This is a genomic window from Kibdelosporangium aridum, assembly GCF_900176515.1.
Classification (GTDB): Bacteria; Actinomycetota; Actinomycetes; order Mycobacteriales; family Pseudonocardiaceae; genus Kibdelosporangium; species Kibdelosporangium aridum.
In genome coordinates, this window is record NZ_FWXV01000003.1 from 658,164 (window position 1) to 677,792 (window position 19,629).

General features: G+C 65.7%; 21 protein-coding genes. 9 read left to right on the top strand and 12 right to left on the bottom strand.

Translation table 11 applies throughout. The annotated features are described in order from the left end of the window. The first annotated feature begins 22 nt into the window (after nucleotides 1–22). The 5 genes from kstD to B9C43_RS22020 are packed head-to-tail and all read left to right on the top strand — an operon-like array spanning nucleotide 23 to nucleotide 4,970. Nucleotides 23–1,696: a 3-oxosteroid 1-dehydrogenase gene (gene kstD / locus B9C43_RS22000; protein ID WP_084428735.1), complete on the top strand. Its 1,674-nt coding sequence runs from the start codon at nucleotides 23–25 to the stop codon at nucleotides 1,694–1,696. After that, nucleotides 1,693–2,841, top strand: coding sequence for a 3-ketosteroid-9-alpha-monooxygenase, oxygenase component (locus B9C43_RS22005; RefSeq protein ID WP_084428736.1), 1,149 nt, complete (start codon nucleotides 1,693–1,695; stop codon nucleotides 2,839–2,841). Before kstD ends, B9C43_RS22005 begins: the two co-directional genes overlap by 4 nt. Next, nucleotides 2,841–3,131 carry a hypothetical protein gene (locus B9C43_RS22010; RefSeq protein WP_084428737.1) on the top strand — a complete coding sequence of 97 codons (291 nt, stop codon included), beginning with the start codon at nucleotides 2,841–2,843 and terminating at the stop codon, nucleotides 3,129–3,131. Before B9C43_RS22005 ends, B9C43_RS22010 begins: the two co-directional genes overlap by 1 nt. Beyond that, entirely contained in the window at nucleotides 3,124–4,110 is a 987-nt protein-coding gene (locus tag B9C43_RS22015; protein ID WP_084428738.1) for a ferredoxin--NADP reductase, read from the top strand. Before B9C43_RS22010 ends, B9C43_RS22015 begins: the two co-directional genes overlap by 8 nt. 8 nt (nucleotides 4,111–4,118) lie before the next feature. Next, nucleotides 4,119–4,970, top strand: coding sequence for a MaoC/PaaZ C-terminal domain-containing protein (locus tag B9C43_RS22020; protein WP_084428739.1), 852 nt, complete (start codon nucleotides 4,119–4,121; stop codon nucleotides 4,968–4,970). Here B9C43_RS22020 and B9C43_RS22025 read toward each other — a convergent pair. The 7 genes from B9C43_RS22025 to B9C43_RS22055 are packed head-to-tail and all read right to left on the bottom strand — an operon-like array spanning nucleotide 4,957 to nucleotide 12,188. Beyond that, complete coding sequence (locus tag B9C43_RS22025; RefSeq protein WP_235038758.1) at nucleotides 4,957–5,703, bottom strand: L,D-transpeptidase family protein; 747 nt, start codon at nucleotides 5,701–5,703, stop codon at nucleotides 4,957–4,959. The two genes, B9C43_RS22020 and B9C43_RS22025, sit on opposite strands and share 14 nt — an antisense overlap. Nucleotides 5,704–5,725: 22 nt before the next feature. Further along, on the bottom strand, nucleotides 5,726–6,886 hold the full coding sequence (locus tag B9C43_RS22030; protein ID WP_084428740.1) for a lipid-transfer protein: 1,161 nt from the start codon (nucleotides 6,884–6,886) through the stop codon (nucleotides 5,726–5,728). Then, entirely contained in the window at nucleotides 6,883–7,251 is a 369-nt protein-coding gene (locus B9C43_RS22035) for a MaoC family dehydratase (protein ID WP_033381468.1), read from the bottom strand. Before B9C43_RS22035 ends, B9C43_RS22030 begins: the two co-directional genes overlap by 4 nt. Then, nucleotides 7,248–8,135 carry a bifunctional MaoC family dehydratase N-terminal/OB-fold nucleic acid binding domain-containing protein gene (locus B9C43_RS22040; RefSeq protein WP_084428741.1) on the bottom strand — a complete coding sequence of 296 codons (888 nt, stop codon included), beginning with the start codon at nucleotides 8,133–8,135 and terminating at the stop codon, nucleotides 7,248–7,250. The genes B9C43_RS22035 and B9C43_RS22040 overlap by 4 nt, the downstream gene beginning before the upstream one ends. Next, nucleotides 8,132–9,244, bottom strand: coding sequence for an acyl-CoA dehydrogenase family protein (locus tag B9C43_RS22045; protein ID WP_084428742.1), 1,113 nt, complete (start codon nucleotides 9,242–9,244; stop codon nucleotides 8,132–8,134). Before B9C43_RS22045 ends, B9C43_RS22040 begins: the two co-directional genes overlap by 4 nt. Further along, nucleotides 9,235–10,197: an acyl-CoA dehydrogenase family protein gene (locus tag B9C43_RS22050; RefSeq protein WP_084428743.1), complete on the bottom strand. Its 963-nt coding sequence runs from the start codon at nucleotides 10,195–10,197 to the stop codon at nucleotides 9,235–9,237. Before B9C43_RS22050 ends, B9C43_RS22045 begins: the two co-directional genes overlap by 10 nt. An 8-nt stretch (nucleotides 10,198–10,205) precedes the next feature. Beyond that, nucleotides 10,206–12,188: an acyl-CoA dehydrogenase family protein gene (locus tag B9C43_RS22055; protein WP_084428744.1), complete on the bottom strand. Its 1,983-nt coding sequence runs from the start codon at nucleotides 12,186–12,188 to the stop codon at nucleotides 10,206–10,208. A 117-nt stretch (nucleotides 12,189–12,305) separates the two neighbouring features. Here B9C43_RS22055 and kstR point away from each other — a divergent pair, with 117 nt between their 5' ends. Beyond that, nucleotides 12,306–12,917: a cholesterol catabolism transcriptional regulator KstR gene (gene kstR, locus B9C43_RS22060; protein WP_033381483.1), complete on the top strand. Its 612-nt coding sequence runs from the start codon at nucleotides 12,306–12,308 to the stop codon at nucleotides 12,915–12,917. On the opposite strand, the gene B9C43_RS22065 is transcribed toward kstR, so the two are convergent. Then, nucleotides 12,914–14,221, bottom strand: coding sequence for an aminotransferase-like domain-containing protein (locus B9C43_RS22065; RefSeq protein ID WP_084428745.1), 1,308 nt, complete (start codon nucleotides 14,219–14,221; stop codon nucleotides 12,914–12,916). The two genes, kstR and B9C43_RS22065, sit on opposite strands and share 4 nt — an antisense overlap. Nucleotides 14,222–14,283: 62 nt before the next feature. On the opposite strand from B9C43_RS22065, the gene B9C43_RS22070 reads away from it, so the two are divergent. Next, complete coding sequence (locus B9C43_RS22070; protein WP_084428746.1) at nucleotides 14,284–14,976, top strand: DJ-1/PfpI family protein; 693 nt, start codon at nucleotides 14,284–14,286, stop codon at nucleotides 14,974–14,976. Here the strand turns inward: B9C43_RS22070 and B9C43_RS22075 are convergent. Both B9C43_RS22075 and fabG read right to left on the bottom strand, forming a co-directional pair. Next, nucleotides 14,878–16,038: an acyl-CoA dehydrogenase family protein gene (locus B9C43_RS22075; protein ID WP_033381504.1), complete on the bottom strand. Its 1,161-nt coding sequence runs from the start codon at nucleotides 16,036–16,038 to the stop codon at nucleotides 14,878–14,880. The two genes, B9C43_RS22070 and B9C43_RS22075, sit on opposite strands and share 99 nt — an antisense overlap. Nucleotides 16,039–16,054: 16 nt before the next feature. Next, nucleotides 16,055–16,816: a 3-oxoacyl-ACP reductase FabG gene (gene fabG, locus B9C43_RS22080; protein WP_084428747.1), complete on the bottom strand. Its 762-nt coding sequence runs from the start codon at nucleotides 16,814–16,816 to the stop codon at nucleotides 16,055–16,057. Between the two features lie 65 nt (nucleotides 16,817–16,881). Between fabG and B9C43_RS22085 the strand changes: the two genes are divergently transcribed. Continuing rightward, nucleotides 16,882–17,511, top strand: a complete 630-nt coding sequence (locus B9C43_RS22085; protein WP_033381487.1) for a TetR/AcrR family transcriptional regulator — start codon at nucleotides 16,882–16,884, stop codon at nucleotides 17,509–17,511. A 246-nt stretch (nucleotides 17,512–17,757) separates the two neighbouring features. Here B9C43_RS22085 and B9C43_RS22090 read toward each other — a convergent pair whose 3' ends face one another. Next, a complete protein-coding gene (locus B9C43_RS22090; RefSeq protein WP_084428748.1) occupies nucleotides 17,758–18,147 on the bottom strand; it encodes a cupin in 390 nt (129 codons plus the stop codon). Between the two features lie 83 nt (nucleotides 18,148–18,230). Here B9C43_RS22090 and B9C43_RS22095 point away from each other — a divergent pair, with 83 nt between their 5' ends. Beyond that, nucleotides 18,231–18,803, top strand: coding sequence for a TetR/AcrR family transcriptional regulator (locus B9C43_RS22095; RefSeq protein WP_084428749.1), 573 nt, complete (start codon nucleotides 18,231–18,233; stop codon nucleotides 18,801–18,803). Here B9C43_RS22095 and B9C43_RS22100 read toward each other — a convergent pair. After that, entirely contained in the window at nucleotides 18,788–19,627 is an 840-nt protein-coding gene (locus B9C43_RS22100) for an HpcH/HpaI aldolase/citrate lyase family protein (RefSeq protein ID WP_084428750.1), read from the bottom strand. The genes B9C43_RS22095 and B9C43_RS22100 overlap by 16 nt on opposite strands. Between the last annotated feature and the right edge of the window lie 2 nt (nucleotides 19,628–19,629).

Here is a 19,629-nt window from a genome sequence, read left to right on the forward strand (position 1 = left end):
AGTATTGGCCACGGAGGTGCTGATGACGGAGCCAGCCGAGTTCGACCTCGTTGTCGTAGGCAGCGGGGCCGCCGGGATGACCGCCGCGCTCGCCGCTGCCCACAACGGGCTGAGCGCTGTGGTGCTGGAGAAGGCGCCGACGTACGGCGGCTCGACGGCCCGCTCCGGCGGTGGGGTCTGGGTGCCCAACAACCGGGTGATCCTGCGCTCGGGCGTGCCCGACACACCCGAGGCGGCCAGCGCCTACCTCGACCACATCATCGGTGACGTGGTGCCGGCCGAGCTGAAGAAAACCGTACTGGACCACGGCCCGGAGATGCTCGACTTCGTACTGGCCAACACCCCGCTGGAGTTCGCGTGGGTGAAGGGCTACTCCGACTACTACCCGGAGGCTCCCGGCGGCATGCCGTGCGGCCGGTCGATCGAGCCAAAGCCGATGCCCGCCAGCCTGATCGGGTCCCACCTGGCGACGCTGACCAGGCCTTATCTGGCTTCGCCGATGGATGTGGCGGTCACCCAGGCCGACTACCGCTGGCTGAACCTTGTCCGCAGGCATCCTCGCGGCTTGCTGCGTGCACTTCGTGTCGGCGCACGCGGTTTCATGGCCAGGGTGCGCAAACGCAGGCAGCTGGCGATGGGCCAAGCGCTTGCCGGCGGCATGCGGGCCGGGCTCGCCAAGGCAGGCGTTCCGGTCTGGCTGGAAACCGCCTTGGTCGACCTGGAAACACAGGGCGACCGGGTGACCGGCGTGCGAGTCACCAGGGACGGCAAGGAATTCGTCGTGTCGGCTCGATATGGCGTGCTGCTGGCGTCGGGCGGCTTCGAGCGCAACGAGGAACTGCGCAAGAAGTACCAGCGTGAGCCGATCGGCACACAGTGGACGGTCGGTGCCCAGGAGAACACCGGCGACGGCATCGAAGCCGGGCTGCGGCTCGGTGCGGCCGTCGACCTGATGGACGACGCCTGGTGGGGTCCCTCCATTGTGCTCAGCGGCGGCCCGTACTTCTGTCTGGCTGAACGGACTCTGCCCGGCTGCATCATGGTCAACGCGGAAGGCAAGCGCTTTGTCAACGAAGCCGCGCCCTACGTGGACGCGGTGCACGCCATGTACGGCGAAGGAGACGGCCCAGCCAAGAACTTCCCGACCTGGCTGATCGCCGATCAGCGCTACCGCAACAGGTATGTGTTCGCCGGGCTGTACCCGGGTCAGCCGTTCCCAGGCCGCTGGTACAAGGCAGGCGCGGTCGTCAAAGCCTCGACGTTGCGAGAACTCGCCGAGCAGATCGACGTCTCCCCCGAAGGCCTCACGGAGACTGTCGAGAAGTTCAACGGCTTCGCGAAGTCCGGGAAGGACGAGGACTTCCGTCGTGGCGAGTCCGCGTACGACAAGTACTACGGGGATCCACGCAACCGCCCCAACCCTTGCCTTGCACCGCTGGAGGTCGCACCGTTCTACGCGGTCCGGATCGTCCCCGGAGACCTGGGAACCAAGGGCGGGCTGCGGACGGACTCGGCGGCACGGGTCCTCAGGGAAGACGGTTCGATCATCGAAGGTCTGTACGCGGCCGGGAACGCCAGTGCGGCCGTGATGGGTCGCACCTATGCGGGACCTGGTGCGACAATCGGGCCAGCGATGACGTTTGGTTACTTGGCCGCGCTCAACATGGCTGCGCTAGCGAAGGGAAGCAAGCAGTGACTCGCGACGAGATCCGGACCATCGACGTCGGCACGCCACCGACCAGGTTCGCCCGAGGCTGGCACTGCATCGGTCTTGCCAAGAACTTCAAGGACGGCAAGCCGCACGCGATCGAGGCCTTCGGCACCAAACTCGTGGTGTTCCAAGGCCAGGACGGCAAGCTCAACGTGCTCGACGCGTACTGCAGGCACATGGGCGGCGACCTGAGCCAAGGCAGCGTCAAGGGCGACAACATCGCGTGCCCGTTCCACGACTGGCGATGGTCCGGCAGCGGCAAGTGCGTCGAGATCCCTTACGCCAAGCGAGTTCCGCTCCGGGCCCGGACCAGGGCGTGGACCACGTTGGAGCAGAACGGGCAGCTGCTGATCTGGCACGACCCGCAGGGCAACCCGCCGCCGGAGAACGTGGCGATCCCGCGTGTCGCGGGTGCGTACGAAGAGGGCTGGAGCAACTGGACCTGGGACACCATCCGGATCGAGGGCTCGAACTGCCGCGAGATCATCGACAACATGGTCGACATGGCCCACTTCTACTACATCCACTTCGCGTTCCCGACCTACTTCAAGAACATCTTCGAGGGCCACGTCGCCACCCAGTACCTCAACTCACGCGGCAGGCCGGACGTGACCGCGACCGGTAGCAAGAACACCGGGAACTACGCCGGTGAGGACAATCTGCTGCGCTCGGAGGCGTCGTACTACGGCCCGTCGTACATGATCAACTACCTGTGGAACGACTACAAGGGCATCGAAGTCGAGACAGTCCTGGTCAACTGCCACTACCCGATCACGCACAACTCGTTCATGCTGCAGTACGGCCTGATCGTGAAGAAGCTGCCCGGCCTCGACGACGAGATGGCCGACAAGGTGGCGGGCAAGTTCGCCAAGAGCTTCAAGGTCGGCTTCCTGCAGGACGTGGAGATCTGGAAGAACAAGACCCGGATCGACAACCCGCTGCTGTGCGAGGAAGACGGCCCGGTATACCAGCTGCGCCGGTGGTACGAGCAGTTCTATGTGGACGTCGAAGAGGTCACCGACGACATGACAAGGCGCTTCGAGTTCGAAGTGGACACGACCAAGGCGAACGAGGCCTGGGAGCGGGAAGTCGCGGAGAACCTGGCGCGCCGCAAGGAAGCCGGTGTGTGATGTGGGCGAAGGCTCCTGTCACTGATGTGTCCGCGCAGACCGCGGTCGACCGGCGGGGATTCCTTGCCGACGGGCTGCGGCCGGTGGAGTGCACCGCGTGCGGGACCTGTGTGCTGGTGAAGAAGAGCAGCCAGCACCACACGAGCATCCAGTGGCAGACCTCGACCGACAACTGCGCGGAGTACGCCGCCCAGAACAAGCCCGCTGCCCTGATGGACACGTGTTCCAAGCTGCGGGCGAGCATCGAGTCGCTGGTCGCCGAAGGTCTGCTCGAGGTCCCCGATGGTTGAGTACCAGCAGGTCAAGGTCGCCGAGGTGATCCAGGAGACGGCCGAGGCGGTGTCGATCGTGTTCGACGCCACGATGGACTACCGGCCGGGTCAATTCCTGACGCTCCGGTGCGGCCCGGTGGCCAGATGCTACTCGCTGTCCAGTTCCCCGCACGTCGACGATCGTCCACAAGTGACGGTCAAGCGGATCCCGGACGGCTACGGATCGGCCTGGGTGTGCGACAACGTCCGCGCGGGCACAGTTCTGGACATCCTGCCGCCCGCGGGGATCTTCTCGCCGAGTTCGCTGGACGACAACCTGCTGTTGTTCGCTGGCGGCAGCGGGATCACCCCGGTGATCTCCATCATCAAGTCCGCCTTGACTCAAGGCAGTGGCAGAGTCGTCCTGCTGTACGCCAACCGGGACGAGTCGTCGGTGATCTTCGCTTCTCGGCTGCGTGAGCTCGCCGACCAGTACCCGGACCGGTTCATGGTGATCCACTGGCTGGAGTCGTTGCAGGGACTACCGACGCCACGGCATCTCACCGCGCTGAAGCCGTTCACCGGGTTCCAGTCGTTCCTATGTGGACCGGCACCGTTCATGGACGTGGTCTCGCAGTTCTTGAAGTCGATGGGTGTGCCGCGCGACCGTATCCACGTCGAACGGTTCATCTCCTTGTCCGGCAACCCGTTCGAGGAGACCGTCGAAGAACCAGCCGAAGGCGACGAGGCGACAGTCGAGGTGGATCTGGACGGCGAAGAATACACCTTCCCGTGGCCCCGCAACAAGAAGTTGTTGGACCTGCTGTTGGAGAAGGGTGTCCAGGCGCCTTACTCCTGCCGGGAAGGCGCATGCAGTGCGTGCGCGTGCCGGATCGAGCAGGGTGAAGTCAAGATGCTGCAGAACGAGATCCTCGACCAAGAGGACATCGACGACGGGATTGTGCTGGCCTGCCAGTCGCTGCCGGTCACCGACACGGTCAAGATCACGTACACCTGAGGAGTTCCATGCCTATCGACCCGTCGGTCGCTGTCGGTGCGTCGCTCGGCGAGGCCACGTTCTCGTGGACGCCGTCCGACGTGCTGCTGTACCACCTGGCGCTGGGCGCGGGCGCGGATCCGATGTCCGAAGTGGAACTGCGGTACGCCACCGAGTCTGATCTCCAAGTCCTGCCGACGTTCGGGGTCGTCGCGCCGAACTTCAAGCAGACCAAGCCTCCCGCGGTGTCGTGGCCCGGCGTGGAGATCGACTTGGCGAAGGTGTTGCACGGCCAGCAAGAGATCACTGTGCACCGGCCACTGCCCACGGAAGCGACCGCGACCATCACCACACGGATCACCGATGTGTTCGACAAAGGCAAAGCAGCCGTGATCGTGCAGAAGGCAACGGCCGTCGACTCTTCGGGCGAACCGTTGTACACCACCAGGTCGAGCATTTTCGCGCGCGGCGAAGGTGGTTTCGGCGGCTCGCGTGGCCCGTCGGCCTCGGTCGAAATGCCGGACCGGGTGCCGGATTTCGTGCTGGAGACACCGACACTGCCCCAACAGGCGTTGCTCTACCGCTTGTGTGGCGACCGCAATCCCCTGCACTCCGATCCGCGGTTCGCGGCTGCGGCCGGTTTCCCGAAGCCGATCCTGCATGGCTTGTGCACGTACGGAATCGTGTGCAAAGCCGTGATCGACGGCGTGCTCGGCGGCGATGTCAGCCAGGCGTCCGGGTTCGCCACGCGGTTCGCCGGCGTCGTCTATCCCGGCGAGACACTTCGCAGCCAGGTCTGGCAGGAGGACAAGCGCTTGCTCGTGACGTGTTCGGTGGACGACCGGCCGGTGCTCACCGACACCGTGCTCACCCTATGTTGATCGCCGGTTTCTTGGCCGGGTCCAGCCACCGCATCACCGCGTCGAGGTCGTTCTCGGCGACGGACACGCACCCCGCAGTCGGCCTGCCGTTGCTGACGTGCAGGAAAAACGCGGACCCCGCACCGGGCGTGACCGGGTTGCGGTTGTAGTCGATCACAACCGCGTGGTTGTAAACGGCCCCAGCGGTGATCAACCGCTCGCCCGCGCGTTCGTTGAACGGACACTGTCCCGGCGGGCACCGGAAACGCTTGTTGTACTCAGGTGAACTGACGTCGCTGACCCACCAGTCCTGCTCGTCCACCTTGAAGTACGGCAACCGGGTGCCGTTGTTCTCCGCGATACCGAACGCCTCGGTCAGCCCGAAAACACCGATCGGCGTGCGGGAAAGGCCTTCCTTGGCCTCTCCTATCCCCTCGGCGCCGACGAAGGCGCTGACCGGGCCGATGTCCCGGTGCCACTTTCCGTTGGTACGTGACCACGCACTCAACTTCGCCGTCGGCGCGGACGGATCCGGCACGGACACCGTGACCATCTGTTCGATCGGGCCGTTGTGCGGCAGCACGATCCCGCGTGGTTTGCGCTGCCCGCTCGGGGTGACCGCGGCGATCAGCGCCATCTCGTGTTCGTCCACTACCTGCTCATCTGTCGTCCCGACCGTGGGCGCGAGGGCTGGGAAGGCAGCCCCGCCAAGCAAGGCTAAAACGAACACCAGTGGAATGGCGATGCGACGCACCGCGACAGCCTAGTGGATCGCCTCATCCGCTGACTATGAGTCCGCTGGTAGGGACGCCGGTACCGGCAGTGACGAGGACCGGCCCGCCGACCTGGTTGCACGATGAGCCACGGATCTGCCGTACGGCTTCGGCGATTCCGTTCATTCCATGGATGTACGCCTCACCGAGTTGGCCACCGTGTGTGTTGATCGGTAGCCTGCCGCCCATTTCTATAGCACCGTCAGCAATGAACTCACGTGCCTCGCCCGGGCCGCAAAAACCCAGTTCCTCCAGTTGAACGAGCACGAACGGAGTGAAGTGGTCGTACAACACGGCGACCGTGATGTCGTCGGGCCGCAGCCCGGACTGCGCCCACAGTTGATCACCGACCACACGCATCTCGGGCAGGCCGAGCAGATCGTCCCGGTAGTACGACGTCATCACGAACTGGTCCGAACCACTACCCTGTGCCGCCGCGGCGATCACCGCGGGTCGATGCGGCAAGTCACGGGCACGTTCGACACTTGTCACGACCAACGCGACGCCGCCGTCGCTTTCCTGGCAGCAGTCCAGCAGGTGCAACGGCTCGACGACCCAGCGTGAAGCCTGATGATCTTCCAGGGTGATCGGCTTGCCGTAGAACCACGCGTTCGGGTTCACCGCCGCGTGTTTGCGGTCGGCCACAGCCACCCGCCCGAAATCCTCCGAGGTTGCTCCGTAAACGTGCTGGTAGCGCCGCGCGAACATGGCGACGTCCGCAGCGGGAGTGCCCAGTCCCATGGGGTACGACCAGGATGCGTCGATCCCGTTGGATGTCGGGGCGGTCGCGGCTGCCGTGGACACCCGTCCGAAGCGATATCCCGAGCGTTCGTTGAAGGCGCGGTAGCAGACAACGACTTCGGCGACACCGGTCGCCACGGCCATCGCTGCCTGCTGAACTGTCGCGCACGCCGCGCCACCGCCGAAGTTGATCCGGCTGAAGAAGCTCAGCTGCGGGATGCCGAGTTCCCTGGCGACCGCGATCTCCGAGTTCGTGTCCATGGTGAACGTCACCAGACCGTCCACATCGGAAGGTGTGAGGCCGGCGTCGGCGAGTGCGGCCTTGACCGCTTCGACCGCGAGCCGCAGCTCGGTCCGGCCGGAGGCCTTGGAGAACTCCGTTGCCCCGATCCCGGCGATCGCGGCCTTTCCTGACAAGGTCATGGTGTCGTCACCCGAACGGTTCCGGTTACGTGGTCACCGAGGGAGCATTTGCCCACCACGTCGACCACAGTGTCTTTGCCGTCCGGCGTCGCCGTGCCCGAGAAGACCAGCGTGTCGCCCGCGTAGCACGGCACACCGAGCCGGATGGAGATGTTGCGGACCAGGACGTCCGGCCCGGCCCAGTCCGTGACGAACCGCTGCACCAGGCCAGTCGTGGTGAGGATGTTGAGGAAGATGTCCTTGGAGCCACGGGCGATGGCCGCGTCCTTGTCGTGGTGCACGTCCTGGAAGTCACGGGTGGCCAACGCGGTGCTGACCACGAACGTGGTCGTCGTGTCGATCCTCAATTCCGGCAGTTCGGTCATGGCCGTGCCCGCCAGACCGGGATGGTGAGGTCGCCGTCCACACGGGACCAGCCGACCACGACCTGCTGGCCGATCCGGACCTCGTCGGCCGGGACGTCGAGCAACTCGCCCAGCATGCGTACGCCTTCCTCGAGTTCGACCAGCGCGATGACGATGGGCAAACGCTTGCCCGGCACCGGCGGGTGGTGGTGCACCACGTAGCTGAAGACCGATCCACGCCCGGACGCGAGCACGTACTCCGGCGTCCCGCTGCCGCACCGCGGGCAGAACGGCCCTGGTGGGTGCCGCAGCTGCTGGCAGTCAGGACACCGCTGGATCCGCAGCTCCCGCTTGCTGGTGCCTTCCCAGAAGAACTCGGTGTCCTGGTTGACCAACGGCCGGATCACTGAGCCAGCGGCCTGCTCGGGTGGCTTGAACTTCAGCACCCGGAACATCATCTCGGCCACCGGTTCGTCGTCCACGTACCAGGTGCTGAGCGTGGTCACGAACCAGCCCTCGCCGAGCGCGGTCCGTTTAGGACCAACCACGTCGGACAACTTCGTGGTCACCGCGAGTTGCTCGCCCGGCCGGAGATAACGGTGGTACGTCTGCTCGCAGTTGGTTGCCACGACTGAGGTGTACCCGGCCGCGTCGAGCACATTGGACATCGCGCCAAGCGGGTCGTCCGGGTCTCTGACTCCGTTGAGGCCGTACATCGTCCAGACCTGGACCATCGCGGGCGGGGCGAACTTCGGGTACGCCGGGTTGCGGTCACCCATCGCCTCGACCCAGGTGTTGATCATCGGTTCGTTGACCGGATCCCTGGCCAGCCTGGGCCTGCTCTCGCCCAAGGCTTTCAGCCGCGCTGCTTCCACTTCGATAGCGTTCATCCGTGTCGACGTCATCTGGGCACCCTGGGAAGTTTGAGTCCGGCAGAAGCGATCAGCTCGCGTTGGATCTCGTTCACGCCACCGCCGAACGTCAGCACCAGATTGCGTTTCGCCTGGACGTCGAGCCAGCGCACCAGATCGGCCGTCTCCGGATCGGCCGGATCGCCGTAACGGCCGACGACCTCCTCCATCAGACGGCCGATTCGCTGCGCGCGATCGGAGGAGAAGATCTTGGTGGCCGACGCGTCCGCGACGTCCAGTCCGGACGACGCGACCTGGCCGTTGAGCAGCTCGTTGACCTCGATCGCCGCCATCGTCTCGGCCAGCGCGCGGCGGACATCGGCGTTGCCGAGGAGGTCTCGTTTCGCGGCCCAGTCGTGCACGCGGTCGTACAGCCCGACCAAGCGACCGGCCGGGCCGAGCATGATCCGTTCGTGGTTGAGCTGGGTGGTGATCAGCCGCCATCCACCGTTCTCCTCGCCGACCACCATGTCGGCTGGGACACGAACGTCGCTGTAGTACGTCGCGTTCACGTGATGAGCGCCGTCGCAGGTGATGATCGGCGTCCAGGAGAACCCTGGGGACTTGGTGTCCAGGATCAGGATCGAGATCCCCTTGTGCCGTGGCGCATCGGGGTTGGTCCGGCAGGCCAGCCAGATGTAGTCGGCGTCATGCGCGCCGGTCGTGAAGATCTTCTGTCCGTTGACCACGTACTCGTCGCCGTCGCGGACTGCGGTGGTGCGCAGCGACGCGAGGTCGGTGCCCGACTCCGGCTCGGTGTAGCCGATCGCGAAATGTATCTCCCCGGCCTCGATTTTCGGTAAGAAGTAGTCCTTCTGGGCTTGTGAGCCGAAGGTTTTCAACGTCGGGCCGACGGTTTGCAGTGTCACGTAAGGCAACGGGATGTCGGCACGGGAGGCCTCGTTGACGAAGATCTGCCGTTCCACATCCGTCGTGTCACGGAACCACCCGTCGGAACCCATCCGCCGCACCAGGTCCCGGTAGACCGTGCCGTGCCGGTCGGTGAGCATGTCGAGCCGTTGCCCGGGCGTCAGCAGGTTTGCGAAGTACGTGCGCAGCCTGCGGCGCAGTGCGTGCTGTTCTTCGGTCAGGTCTACGAACACCGCGCCCCCAACTGATCAAGCCTTTGCTCGGCGCCGCCGACGAACCGCACGAGGTCCTTGCCCAGTGAGTAGTAGCGGTGCATCGGATACGTGATGTCGACGCCGATTCCGCCGTGCAGGTGGTGACACGTGTGCATCGCCTTCGGCAGTTCCTCGGCCAACCAGTAGGCCGCGACGTCGATCGCTTTGCCCGCGTCGAGGTTCGCGTGCAGGCGCCAGATCGCCGACCACGCCGCCAGGTGCAGAGTCCGCGCGGCCACGTAGACGTCGGCGATCTGCTGCGACACGGCTTGGAACGTCGCCAACGGCTTGCCGAACTGCTCCCGGGTCCTGATGTGCTCTGACGTCAGCGCAAGCGCTCCGGCGAGCAGCCCGTCCCCGGTCGCGGCGGCTCCGGCGAGCGCAAACGCTTGCAGGGTAGCGGCTTCGCCTAGCCGCTCACCCTTTGCGCCGTCCAGGCGAATGGAATACTCAGGCGTCCCGCTCGAACTGTACGTCCGGGTCATCGTCACGTCGGCGGGATCGACGACGTACACGTCATCCCCAGCTACAACGAGGATGTGCCTCGCGTCCTCGGCGTAGAGCACGTGCGTTTTAGTACCGGTCAGGCGGCCTTCGGATGCATCGGCTTGGCCATCGAGCGCCGCCGTGACGACCCCCGGTTCAGCGAGAAGGCGATCCTGTTGTTCGGCCGTTCCCATGTGGACGATCGGCAGCACGCCAAGCGCCAGCGTGGCCATGGCCGGAGTGACGACCCCGGCACGGCCTACTTCGGCGAGAACGGCACAGGTTTCGATCACGCCGAGGCCGTCACCGCCAAGGCGTTCGGGGATGGACAACGTCAGCAGGCCGGCTTGCCCCAGCGCTTTCCATGCCTGGTCGGGGTCGCGGCGCAGCACCGCCGCGGTCAGGTCGGCGATTTCCCGTTGTGTGTCGTCGAACGTGAAGTCCACGCCACCTCCTACGTCCTCGGCAAGCCGAGAACTCGTTCCGCGGCAAGGGTCGACAGGATCTGCGTGGTGCCACCCGCAATGCTCAGGCACCTGGTCACCAGGAAGGAATGGATCGCGTCGGCAGCCACATCGGCCAACGCGCCTTCCGCGCCGTACGAGTCGAGCACGGCCTCGGCGACGGCTTGCCGATGCCGGACACCAACCAGTTTGCGGACACTCGGATCGGTGCCGAACTGGTCCATCAACGAGACCACCAGGCCACCGGCGACCAACGCGCCAAGCTTCTCCGGGTCGGCGCCGGCCGCTTTCGACAGGAGGTTCTCCACTTCGGCACCGAAGGAAGAAGAACTGCCCATCGCGACGCGTTCGTTGGCGAGCGTCGTGCGGGTCAGTTTCCAGCCGTCGCCGGGCTGGCCGACCACGCAGTCGTCCGGCACGAACACGCCGTCCAGAAAGACCTCGTTGAACATGGCATCACCGGTGATCTCCCGCAACGGCCGGATGGTGATGCCTTCGGACCGCATGTCGACCAGGAAGTACGTAATGCCTTTGTGCTTGGGCACATCCGGGTCGGTGCGGGCGAGGCAGATCGCCCAGTCGGCCTCGGCCGCCCTGGAAGTCCACACTTTCTGGCCGTGCAGCCGGTAGCCGCCATCCTCTTTGACCGCACGGGTTCGCAGCGAGGCCAAATCCGAACCGGCTTCAGGTTCGCTGAACAGCTGGCACCAGACGATGTCGCCGCGCAGTGTCGGCCAGACAAAGCGGTCCCGCTGCTCGTCGGTGCCGTACCGCAGGATCGTCGGCGCCGCCCACGCCCCGATCACCAGATCAGGCCTTGTCACGCCTTGGCGGCGCAGTTCGTCCGTGATCATCAGCTGTTGCTCCGCAGACGCGTCGAGCCCGTACGGCTTGGGCCATTCCGGCACCAGCAGGCCGGTTTCGGCCAGTTTGACCCGCCGCTGGTCCTGCGGCAACCGCGCGACGTCCGCAACCAGGCGCTTGGTCTGAGCGTCCGGTTCGGACACGGCGCGCACTTGCCGCCTGGCGCCGTTTCGCGCGAGCTCGGCGACCCTTTCGCGCCAGTGGGCCGTGCCGCCGAACAAAGCCCTGAGCGCGAGGGCGCGGCGCAGGTAGAGATGGGCGTCGTGCTCCCAGGTGAACCCGATGCCGCCGAGCACTTGGATGCAGTCCTTCGCGGTTTCCACGGCGGCCTCCAAGGCCACCGCACCCGCGACTGCCGCTGCCAGCGGATGCTCGTCGGGCGCCTCATCGGCAGCCCGCGCGGCATCCCAGGCCGCCGCTCGCGCCTCTTCCACCCGGCACAACATGCCCGCACACAGGTGTTTCACGGCCTGGAACGAGCCGATCGGCTTGCCGAACTGCTCACGGACTTTCGCGTACTCCACGGCAGTGTGCAGGCACCAGCCCGCGACTCCGACGGCCTCGGCTGCGGCCAATGTCACGGCCAGATCTTCGACACCCTCGACATCGAGCAGCCGGGTCTCGTGCAGGTGCTTGACCTCGGACAAAGGGCGTGAGAAGTCAAGGGCGTCTCGCTCTGCGAGCTCCGCGTCGGCCAGCGCCCACCCACCGTCCAACCGGGTCAACAGATACGGTGCGTGACCAATGATGGGCCCGCCCAGTTCAATCGGGCGCAGTCCAACCGCGACCGGTATGCCACCCTCGGTCAGTCCTGGCAGGAGTTCCTTGGCAGCCGGGGACTCTGGCGTACGCGCGAGTAACAACCCGGCGAGCACCGTCGGCAGAACCGGGCCCGGCACCAACGCCTTCGCAGCGTGTTCGAGTGCCACCGCCACGTCCGAAACCGTGCCCTCGACCATCTGGAACAGCCCGAAATGGGCGAGATCCGCCCAATGCTCGCGCCAGTGCCTGGCACCCTCCACGCCGCGGACGGTCGGCAGGATGCCGGCACCGGCGGCCCATGCGGTGATCGACTCGCCGATGGCCCGCTGCTCGTCGGTGATAGACACTCCGTCATTATAGAACGTGTTTCAGTTCTGAACTCAACCCTGCGAGTCAGTACAATTGCCCCCCGCGAGGTACACTGCTACCCGAAGTGGAACAGGTTTCAGCAAGGGGACCCATCGATGACAGCCACGCCTTCCGGTGCCATCAGCGCCCTCGGCGATGACGAGCTCGGCTCAGCCGCGCAGCGTGACAGGCGCAAGCGCATCCTGGACGCGACTATCGCGCTCGCCACCAAAGGCGGGTACGACGCGGTCCAGATGCGTGCCGTCGCCGAGCGCGCAGAGGTCGCCCTCGGCACGCTGTACCGCTACTTCCCTTCGAAAATCCACCTGCTCGTGTCCGGCCTGGCCCGTGAGTTCGAACGTAACCAGGAACGCATCGAAAAGGGAACGGTCCCCGGCGACACCCAGTACGACCGGGTCCTGTTCGTGCTCGGCCGGGTGACGCGGGCGATGCAGCGTGAACCCCACCTGACCGAAGCGATGACCCGGGCCTTCATGTTCGCCGACACATCGGCGGCGGCGGAGGTCGACCACGTCGGCAAGCTGATGGAGCGGATGTTCACCCGCGCCATGCACGAAGGCGAACCGACCGACGAGGACAAAGCGATCGCCCGGGTGGTCGGCGACGTCTGGCTGTCCAATTTGGTCGCCTGGGTGACCAGGCGGGCGTCGGCAACCGATGTGGCGACTCGGCTTGAGTTGACAGTTCGGTTGCTGCTGAAGGACTAACGGTAGGTCTCTTCGTCGACCACTCGCCTGACTTCGGTCAGCGTCTGGCGTAGTTCCGGCAGGCCGATCGAGCCGAGGGCCAGTCGAAGTGCCTGCGGCACATGGGCAGTCGTGGCGAACGGCTCCGCTGTGGACACTGCGATGTGCTGGCGTGCCAGCGATGCCGCGATGCGGTCTGCTCGCGCACTCTCCGGCAAGGGCAGCCAGAGGAAGTAGGACGACGGGTGCGCTTCGAAGGGCAGTCCGTCGAACACGTCCCGGGCGATGGCCTGCCGCATCCGGGCGTCGGTGCGCTTCTGTGCTTCGAGACGGTCCACGGTGCCGTCGTCGAGCCAGCGGCAGGCGATCGCGGTGTTGAGAGCGGGCGTGTTCCAGGTCGTTGCGCGGATCGCGCGCTCGATCGGCTGCGTGTCGGTGGCCGCGACGAAGCCGATCCGCAAGCCGGTGGCGACACTCTTGGACAGACTCGAGACGTAGATCGTGCTTTCGGGTGCCAGCTTCATCAGCGGTGGTGGAGCATCCTCGACCAGATAGGCGTACGAGCCGTCTTCGATGATGAGCAGTTCGTGGCGGCGCGCGATCGCCACCAGCCGATCGCGGGCAGCACGAGACAACACCCGGCTCAGCGGGTTGTGCATCGTCGGCATGGTGTAGATCGCGCGGACCGCTCGCTTGGCACAGATTTGTTCCAGGGCATCGAGATCGGCGAACGGCAGCAGTTCAAGGCCCAGTGAGTTGGCGAGCACCTTGAAGCCCGGATAAGTGAGCGGGTCGACCGCCACGACGTCGCCGTGGTTGAGCTTGGCCATGACTGTCGTGGCGAGTCCGTGCTGGGATCCGCTGACGATGAGGACTTGCTCGGCGGTCACGGTCAACCCACGACGTCCGAGATGGCTGGCGACGGCGGCTCTGTCCTTGGCCCGTCCCCGGTGGGGTTGGTAGTGCAGGAAGGCATCGAGGTCGCCCGCGGTCGCCAGCTCTCGCAAGGCTTGCCGCAACATGTCGGCCTGCCCTGGAATCGTGGGGTAGTTGAAACTGAGGTCCACCGCGTCGGCCGCCACCGACCGCTGGTCGATCCCTTGCGGCTGAACCACGTCGCGAACGAACGTGCCGCGGCCCTGTTCCCCGGTCACCAGGCCCATCATTGCCAGTTCCGCGTACACACGGGATGCGGTCACCAGCGCGATGCCCTCACGGGCGGCAAGCTCCCGATGCGTGGGCAGACGCGTCCCGACGGCCCACCGCCCCGCACGGATGTCCGCGGCGAGTGCGTCGACCACACGCTTGTACCTCGGGATCCGCATGGGCGCGATTGTATCCATGACAATTTTTAGACTGTCATGGAACGTGCCTTTACGCTGCGGATATGCATATCGCGATCCTGACTTTTGAGGCCTACAACGAGCTCGATTCGCTCATTGCCCTTGGCATCCTCAACCGGGTCAAGCGGCCCGGCTGGCGCGTGTCGATCGCCAGTCCGACGTCCACAGTGCGCTCGATGAACGGCGTGGTGATCGAGTCCACGGCGACATTGGAAGAGGCCTGTGCGGCGGATGCCGTCATCGTGGGCAGCGGCGCACAGACTCGTGAGGTGGTCGAAGACCCCGCGATCATGGGTGTGTTGCAGGGCCTCGACCCGGGCAGGCAACTGCTTGCCGCGCAGTGCTCAGGAACGCTCCTTGTCGCCAAACTCGGCTTGCTGCAAGGTGTTCCCGCGTGCACCGACCTCACGACCAAGCCGTGGGTCGTCGCAGCCGGGGTCGAGGTCCTGAACCAGCCCTTCTACGCAAGGGGAAACGTGGCAACCGCAGGCGGTTGCCTCGCTTCGCACTATCTGGCCACGTGGGTCATCGCACGGCTGGTCAGCCTCAAAGCCGCCGAGGCTGCCGTGCACTACGTTGCTCCGGTCGGCGAGAAGGAGGACTACATCGCGCGGGCACTGCGCAACGTGACTCCGTATCTAGCCGAGGACACCGGAGACCGAGGCGTGTCCTTTGAGGAGGTTCCGGGCGATCGTCCGGCGTTGGATCTCGTCGGTTCCCTCGTAGATCCTCAGTAGACGCAGCTCCCGGTACCAACGCTCGACCGGCAGTTCGCGCGTGTAACCCATTCCGCCGTGGATCTGCAGGACTCGGTCGACGATCTCGTTCGCTTTGACACCACCGTAAAGCTTGGCCATCGACTGGGCTTGGCGGGAGTCCATCTTCTGGTCGACCTGCCAGGCCGCGTGCAGCACGAGCCAGCGCAGCGCCTCGATCTCCACCGCCGAGTCCGCGATCATCCACTGGATCGCCTGGCGCTCGGCGATGGGCAGGCCGAACGTCTCGCGAGTGCGGGCGTAGTCGATGCCCATCTCGAGTAGACGTTCACATGCCCCGATCGCCCTGGCGGGCAACAGGTACCGGCCCTGGCCGATCCAGCGCATGGCCAGTTCGAAGCCACGGCCTTCCTCGCCGAGGATGTTGCGGTGCGGGACGCGCACGTTGTCGAACGTCAGCGCGGCGGGGCCCCATTCGCCCATGGTCGCGATGGGCTGCGACTTCCAGCCCATCTCACGGTCGACAAGGAAGCACGTGACCGCGCCGTTCTCCTTGTCCGTCACGGCGAAGACCATGGTGAAGTCGGCTTCGTTGCCGCCGGTGATGAATGTCTTCTCACCGTTGATGACCCAGTCGTCGCCGTCCCTGCGGGCGGTGGCGCGGATCGCGCGAGCGTCGGAGCCCGCTCCCGGTTCGGTGATCGCGAAGCACGACTTGCGGTCGCCCGCGATCGTCGGCTTGAGGTACGTCTCCTTCTGCTCATCGTTGGCGTAGAACAGAATGTTGTCCGCCGAGCCGCCGAACCGGAACGGCACGAACGACCGGCCGAGCTCCGACTCCAGCAACGCCGCCATGACCGCACCGAGGTTCATGCCGCCGTATTCCTCGGGCGTGAGCACGCCCCAGAAGCCGGACTCCTTGGCCTTCAACTGCAGTTCACGCATCTCGGACGGCTCGATGCCGGGCTGGCCGGAGCGTTCACGGCGCAGCACCTCGGGTTCGAGCGGCATGATCTCCTTGCGCACGAACGTCCGCACCCAGTCGCGGACCTCACGCTGCTCTTCGGTGAGGGAGAAGTCCACCATGATCACTGCTCTCCTAGAGCCGACGACCGCCGTCGACGTAGATGGTCTGGCCGGTGATGAAGGATGACTCGTCGCTGACGAGGAACGCGATGGTGTTGGCGATGTCAGCGGGCTGCCCGACCCGGCGCACCGGGGTGATCTCGGCGCTGCGCGCGGCCAGTTCCTCTGGCGTGATACCGAGGCGCTCGGCCGTCGCACCGGTCATCTCGGTGACGATGAAGCCGGGCGCGACCGCGTTGACGTTGATACCGAAGGGACCGAGTTCGATCGCGAGCGTACGGGTGAAGCCCTGCAGACCCATTTTCGCCGCCGAGTAGTTGGCCTGGCCGCGGTTGCCGAGCGCGGACACGCTGGACAGGTTGACGATCTTGCCGTACTTCTTGGCGACCATGTGTTTCTGCGCCGCCTTGCTCGCCAGGAAGGCACCCTTGAGGTGTACCCCGATCACCGTGTCCCAGTCCTGCTCGCTCAGCTTGAACAGCAAGTTGTCCCTGGTGACCCCGGCGTTGTTGACCAGGATGTCCAGCGAGCCGAACTCCTCGGCCGCCTGGTCGGCCGCCGCGGTGATCTGCTCGGCGTTCGTGACGTCCGCGCCGATGGCGATCGCCCGGCCGCCCGCGGCCTCGATCGCGTCGACGGTCGCTTTGCCAGACGCCTCATCGAGATCCAGGACGACCACAGCCGCGCCGTCCGCCGCGAGCCGCCCGGCAACCGCCGCGCCGATGCCGCGGGCCGCCCCGGTGACCAGGGCTACGCGTCCGTCCAGTGCCGCCATCGTGAAGCCTCCAGAAAACCATACAGCGTTAGGTATAGTGGGAGCATAACTCCGAAAGGACACCAATGCCACGGCCGAGCACGCCGATCCTGAGCCGGGATCGCATTCGGGCCGCCGCGCTGGAGATCATCGACCGCGACGGCCTTCCCGGGCTGTCCATGCGCAGGCTGGCGAGTGAACTCGGAGTCCAAGCACCCTCGCTGTACAGCCATTTCCCGACCAAGGACGCACTGCTCGACGACGTCTGCGACGAGATGATGGCGACCGTCGACGTGAGCGACTTCGAGAAGTCCGACTGGCAGACCGGCATCCGCACGTGGGCAAGGTCATACCGGGCGGCATTGGCCGCGCACCCGAACATCGTCCCGTTCCTCGCCGGCGGACCCGCCCGCCGCGACTCCGCATTGCGCGTCGCCGACGCCGTGCACGGCGGGCTTGTCCGCGCGGGCTGGCCGCCGAAACTGGCGACCATGATCGGCGCCTCCACCAAGTACTTGGTTCTCGGCGCGGCAATCGGATCGTTCTCGCGCGGGTTCGAAGACGATGCCCGCGTCTACAACGACCGCTACCCCAACCTCAGCCAGGCGCACCGGCTCGCGGAGCACGCCGACGAGATCGACCAAGGCTCGTTCGAGCTGGCCCTCGATTCCTTCCTGGAAGGCCTTGGCGTGCGGTACAAGTCCATCGTCGCCTGACTGATGAACCCGGCCGACTTCTACGACTCGCTCGCCGAGCACTACCACAAGATCTTCGCAGGCGACTGGTGGAGCATCGCGGAATGGCAAGGCCGGACGATCACGGCACTGCTCGCCCGGCACGGGATCGAGCCACCTCAGTCCCTTTTGGACTGCACCTGTGGGATCGGGACACAAGCACGGCCGCCGGTTTCCAGGACATCGAGTGGCAGGACCCGGAAACCAGCGGCTTCTACCAGCCCGTCGTCACTGCGCGGGGTGCCACTCCTTGAGCCGGTCTGCCTCGGCAGACTTCTCAGTCGCGGCAAGCCAATGCGGGTAGGTCACGTACACCAGCTCGGTGTCCTCGGGAGCTGAGTACACCAGGTCCGTGCCCTTGCGCAGGTAGATCACCTCACCGACGCCTGCGGTCACTGGGCCGTCCGGGCCTTCGACGGTGAACTTGCCCTTGGTGATGATCAAAGCCTCGTCGTAGGTCATCTTCCACGGGTTGCTCTCGCCTTTGCCGTACCGGGCGAAGCCGACGCTCATCGCCGCGCCGCTCTGCCCGTCAACTACGTCAGCGAGGTGAAGCTGCTGGTCAAGGCGCTGAAACCAGGTTTCGACCGCGTCGCTCGTGAACTTCTGCACGTCCATCCCCAGGACCCCTTCCAAGTGGAATTTCTTCCACTTAGTTAACTGGAATCTTTTCCACTTGTCTACTGGGTAGGCTTCGGCTCGTGCTTCCGATTGCCGGGTCCGGGCCGGTCGAGCGAGCCGACGCGGCCCGTAACCGGCAGAAGATCCTCCGCGCCGCGGCGAAACTCGTTGCCACACGCGGAGTTGAGAGCCTGGCTCTTGACGAAGTCGCCGCGGCGGCCGGGGTCGGCGTCGGCACGGTCTATCGGCGATACCCCGACCGTGGCGCGCTGGCGCAGGCGTTGCTCGACGAGCAAGAGCGCGAATTCCAGCAGGCCTTCATCAGCGGCCCGCCACCGCTCGGCCCGGGCGCGCCCGCGGAGGAACGCATCCGTGCGTTTCTGCACGCCTTTGTTGATCGCTTGGAGACACAGGGAAAGCTGCTGATGGTCGCCGAGACCGAGACGCCGATGGCACGCTTCACCACCGGCGCGTACCGGCTACACCACAGCCACCTCGTCGGCCTGATCAGCGAGGCCGAACCGGACATCGACGCGCACTTCCGCGCGGACGCGCTGCTTGCGCCGCTGGCGGCGGCGCAGTACGTCTACCAGCGCGAGAACGGGATGAGCGTCGAACAGATCAAGGCAGGCTTCGATCAGCTGCTGAGCTGATCGGCGATCGCCAGGATCCGGCGGGCGTTGTCCACGTGCATGTTCTCGATCATCCGGCCGTCCACAGTGACCACACCGCGGCCCGCGGCCTCGAACGCCTCGATGACCCGGCGGGAGTAGTCGATCTCTTCCTCAGTCGGCGAGAAGATCCGGTTGCACGGCTCGATCTGCCCAGGGTGGATCAACGTCTTGCCGTCGAACCCGAACTGCTTGCCCTGCAAGCACTCCGCTTCGAACCCGGCGAGATCCTTGACGTCGTTGTAGACGCCGTCGAGGATCTCTTTGCCTGCCGCGCGGGCCGCCAGCAGGCACAGCGACAGTCCCGTCAGCAGCGGCGCCCGGCCGGAGACGTGATCGGCGCGCAGCTCCTTCGCCAGGTCGTTGGTGCCCATCACCAGTACTGACAAGCGATCGCTCGCGCTGGCGATGTCGTGGGCGTGCAGCATCGCGATCGGGGTCTCGACCATCGCCCAGATCGTCGTCTTGTCCGGTGCGCCGCCACTTTCCAGGGCACGCTCGATCGCGTGCACCTCGGCCACCGAGTTGACCTTCGGAACGACGACCGCGTCCGGCCCGGCTTCGGCAGCCGCACGCAGGTCGTCGGCGTGCCATTGGGTGCCGAATCCGTTGACCCGGATGGTGATCTCACGCTTGCCGTACTCGCCCGACGCGGCAGCTTCGCAGACGCGCTTGCGTGCCTCCACTTTGGCGTCCGGGTGGACCGCGTCCTCTAGGTCGAGGATCACCGCGTCCGCGGGCAACGTCTTGGCTTTCTCCAGCGCGCGTTCATTCGCGCCGGGCATGTAGAGCACAGATCGACGCATGG

Excerpts from the sequence above, each read along its gene's own strand:
- kstD (WP_084428735.1), top strand. The coding sequence starts at position 23 with ATGACGGAGCCAGCCGAGTTCGACCTCGTTGTCGTAGGCAGCGGGGCC.
- B9C43_RS22010 (WP_084428737.1), top strand. The coding sequence starts at position 2,841 with ATGTGGGCGAAGGCTCCTGTCACTGATGTGTCCGCGCAGACCGCGGTC.
- B9C43_RS22015 (WP_084428738.1), top strand. The coding sequence starts at position 3,124 with ATGGTTGAGTACCAGCAGGTCAAGGTCGCCGAGGTGATCCAGGAGACG.
- B9C43_RS22020 (WP_084428739.1), top strand. The coding sequence starts at position 4,119 with ATGCCTATCGACCCGTCGGTCGCTGTCGGTGCGTCGCTCGGCGAGGCC.
- B9C43_RS22030 (WP_084428740.1), bottom strand. The coding sequence starts at position 6,886 with ATGACCTTGTCAGGAAAGGCCGCGATCGCCGGGATCGGGGCAACGGAG.
- B9C43_RS22035 (WP_033381468.1), bottom strand. The coding sequence starts at position 7,251 with ATGACCGAACTGCCGGAATTGAGGATCGACACGACGACCACGTTCGTG.
- B9C43_RS22040 (WP_084428741.1), bottom strand. The coding sequence starts at position 8,135 with ATGACGTCGACACGGATGAACGCTATCGAAGTGGAAGCAGCGCGGCTG.
- kstR (WP_033381483.1), top strand. The coding sequence starts at position 12,306 with ATGACAGCCACGCCTTCCGGTGCCATCAGCGCCCTCGGCGATGACGAG.
- B9C43_RS22065 (WP_084428745.1), bottom strand. The coding sequence starts at position 14,221 with ATGCGGATCCCGAGGTACAAGCGTGTGGTCGACGCACTCGCCGCGGAC.
- B9C43_RS22070 (WP_084428746.1), top strand. The coding sequence starts at position 14,284 with ATGCATATCGCGATCCTGACTTTTGAGGCCTACAACGAGCTCGATTCG.
- fabG (WP_084428747.1), bottom strand. The coding sequence starts at position 16,816 with ATGGCGGCACTGGACGGACGCGTAGCCCTGGTCACCGGGGCGGCCCGC.
- B9C43_RS22085 (WP_033381487.1), top strand. The coding sequence starts at position 16,882 with ATGCCACGGCCGAGCACGCCGATCCTGAGCCGGGATCGCATTCGGGCC.
- B9C43_RS22090 (WP_084428748.1), bottom strand. The coding sequence starts at position 18,147 with ATGGACGTGCAGAAGTTCACGAGCGACGCGGTCGAAACCTGGTTTCAG.
- B9C43_RS22100 (WP_084428750.1), bottom strand. The coding sequence starts at position 19,627 with ATGCGTCGATCTGTGCTCTACATGCCCGGCGCGAATGAACGCGCGCTG.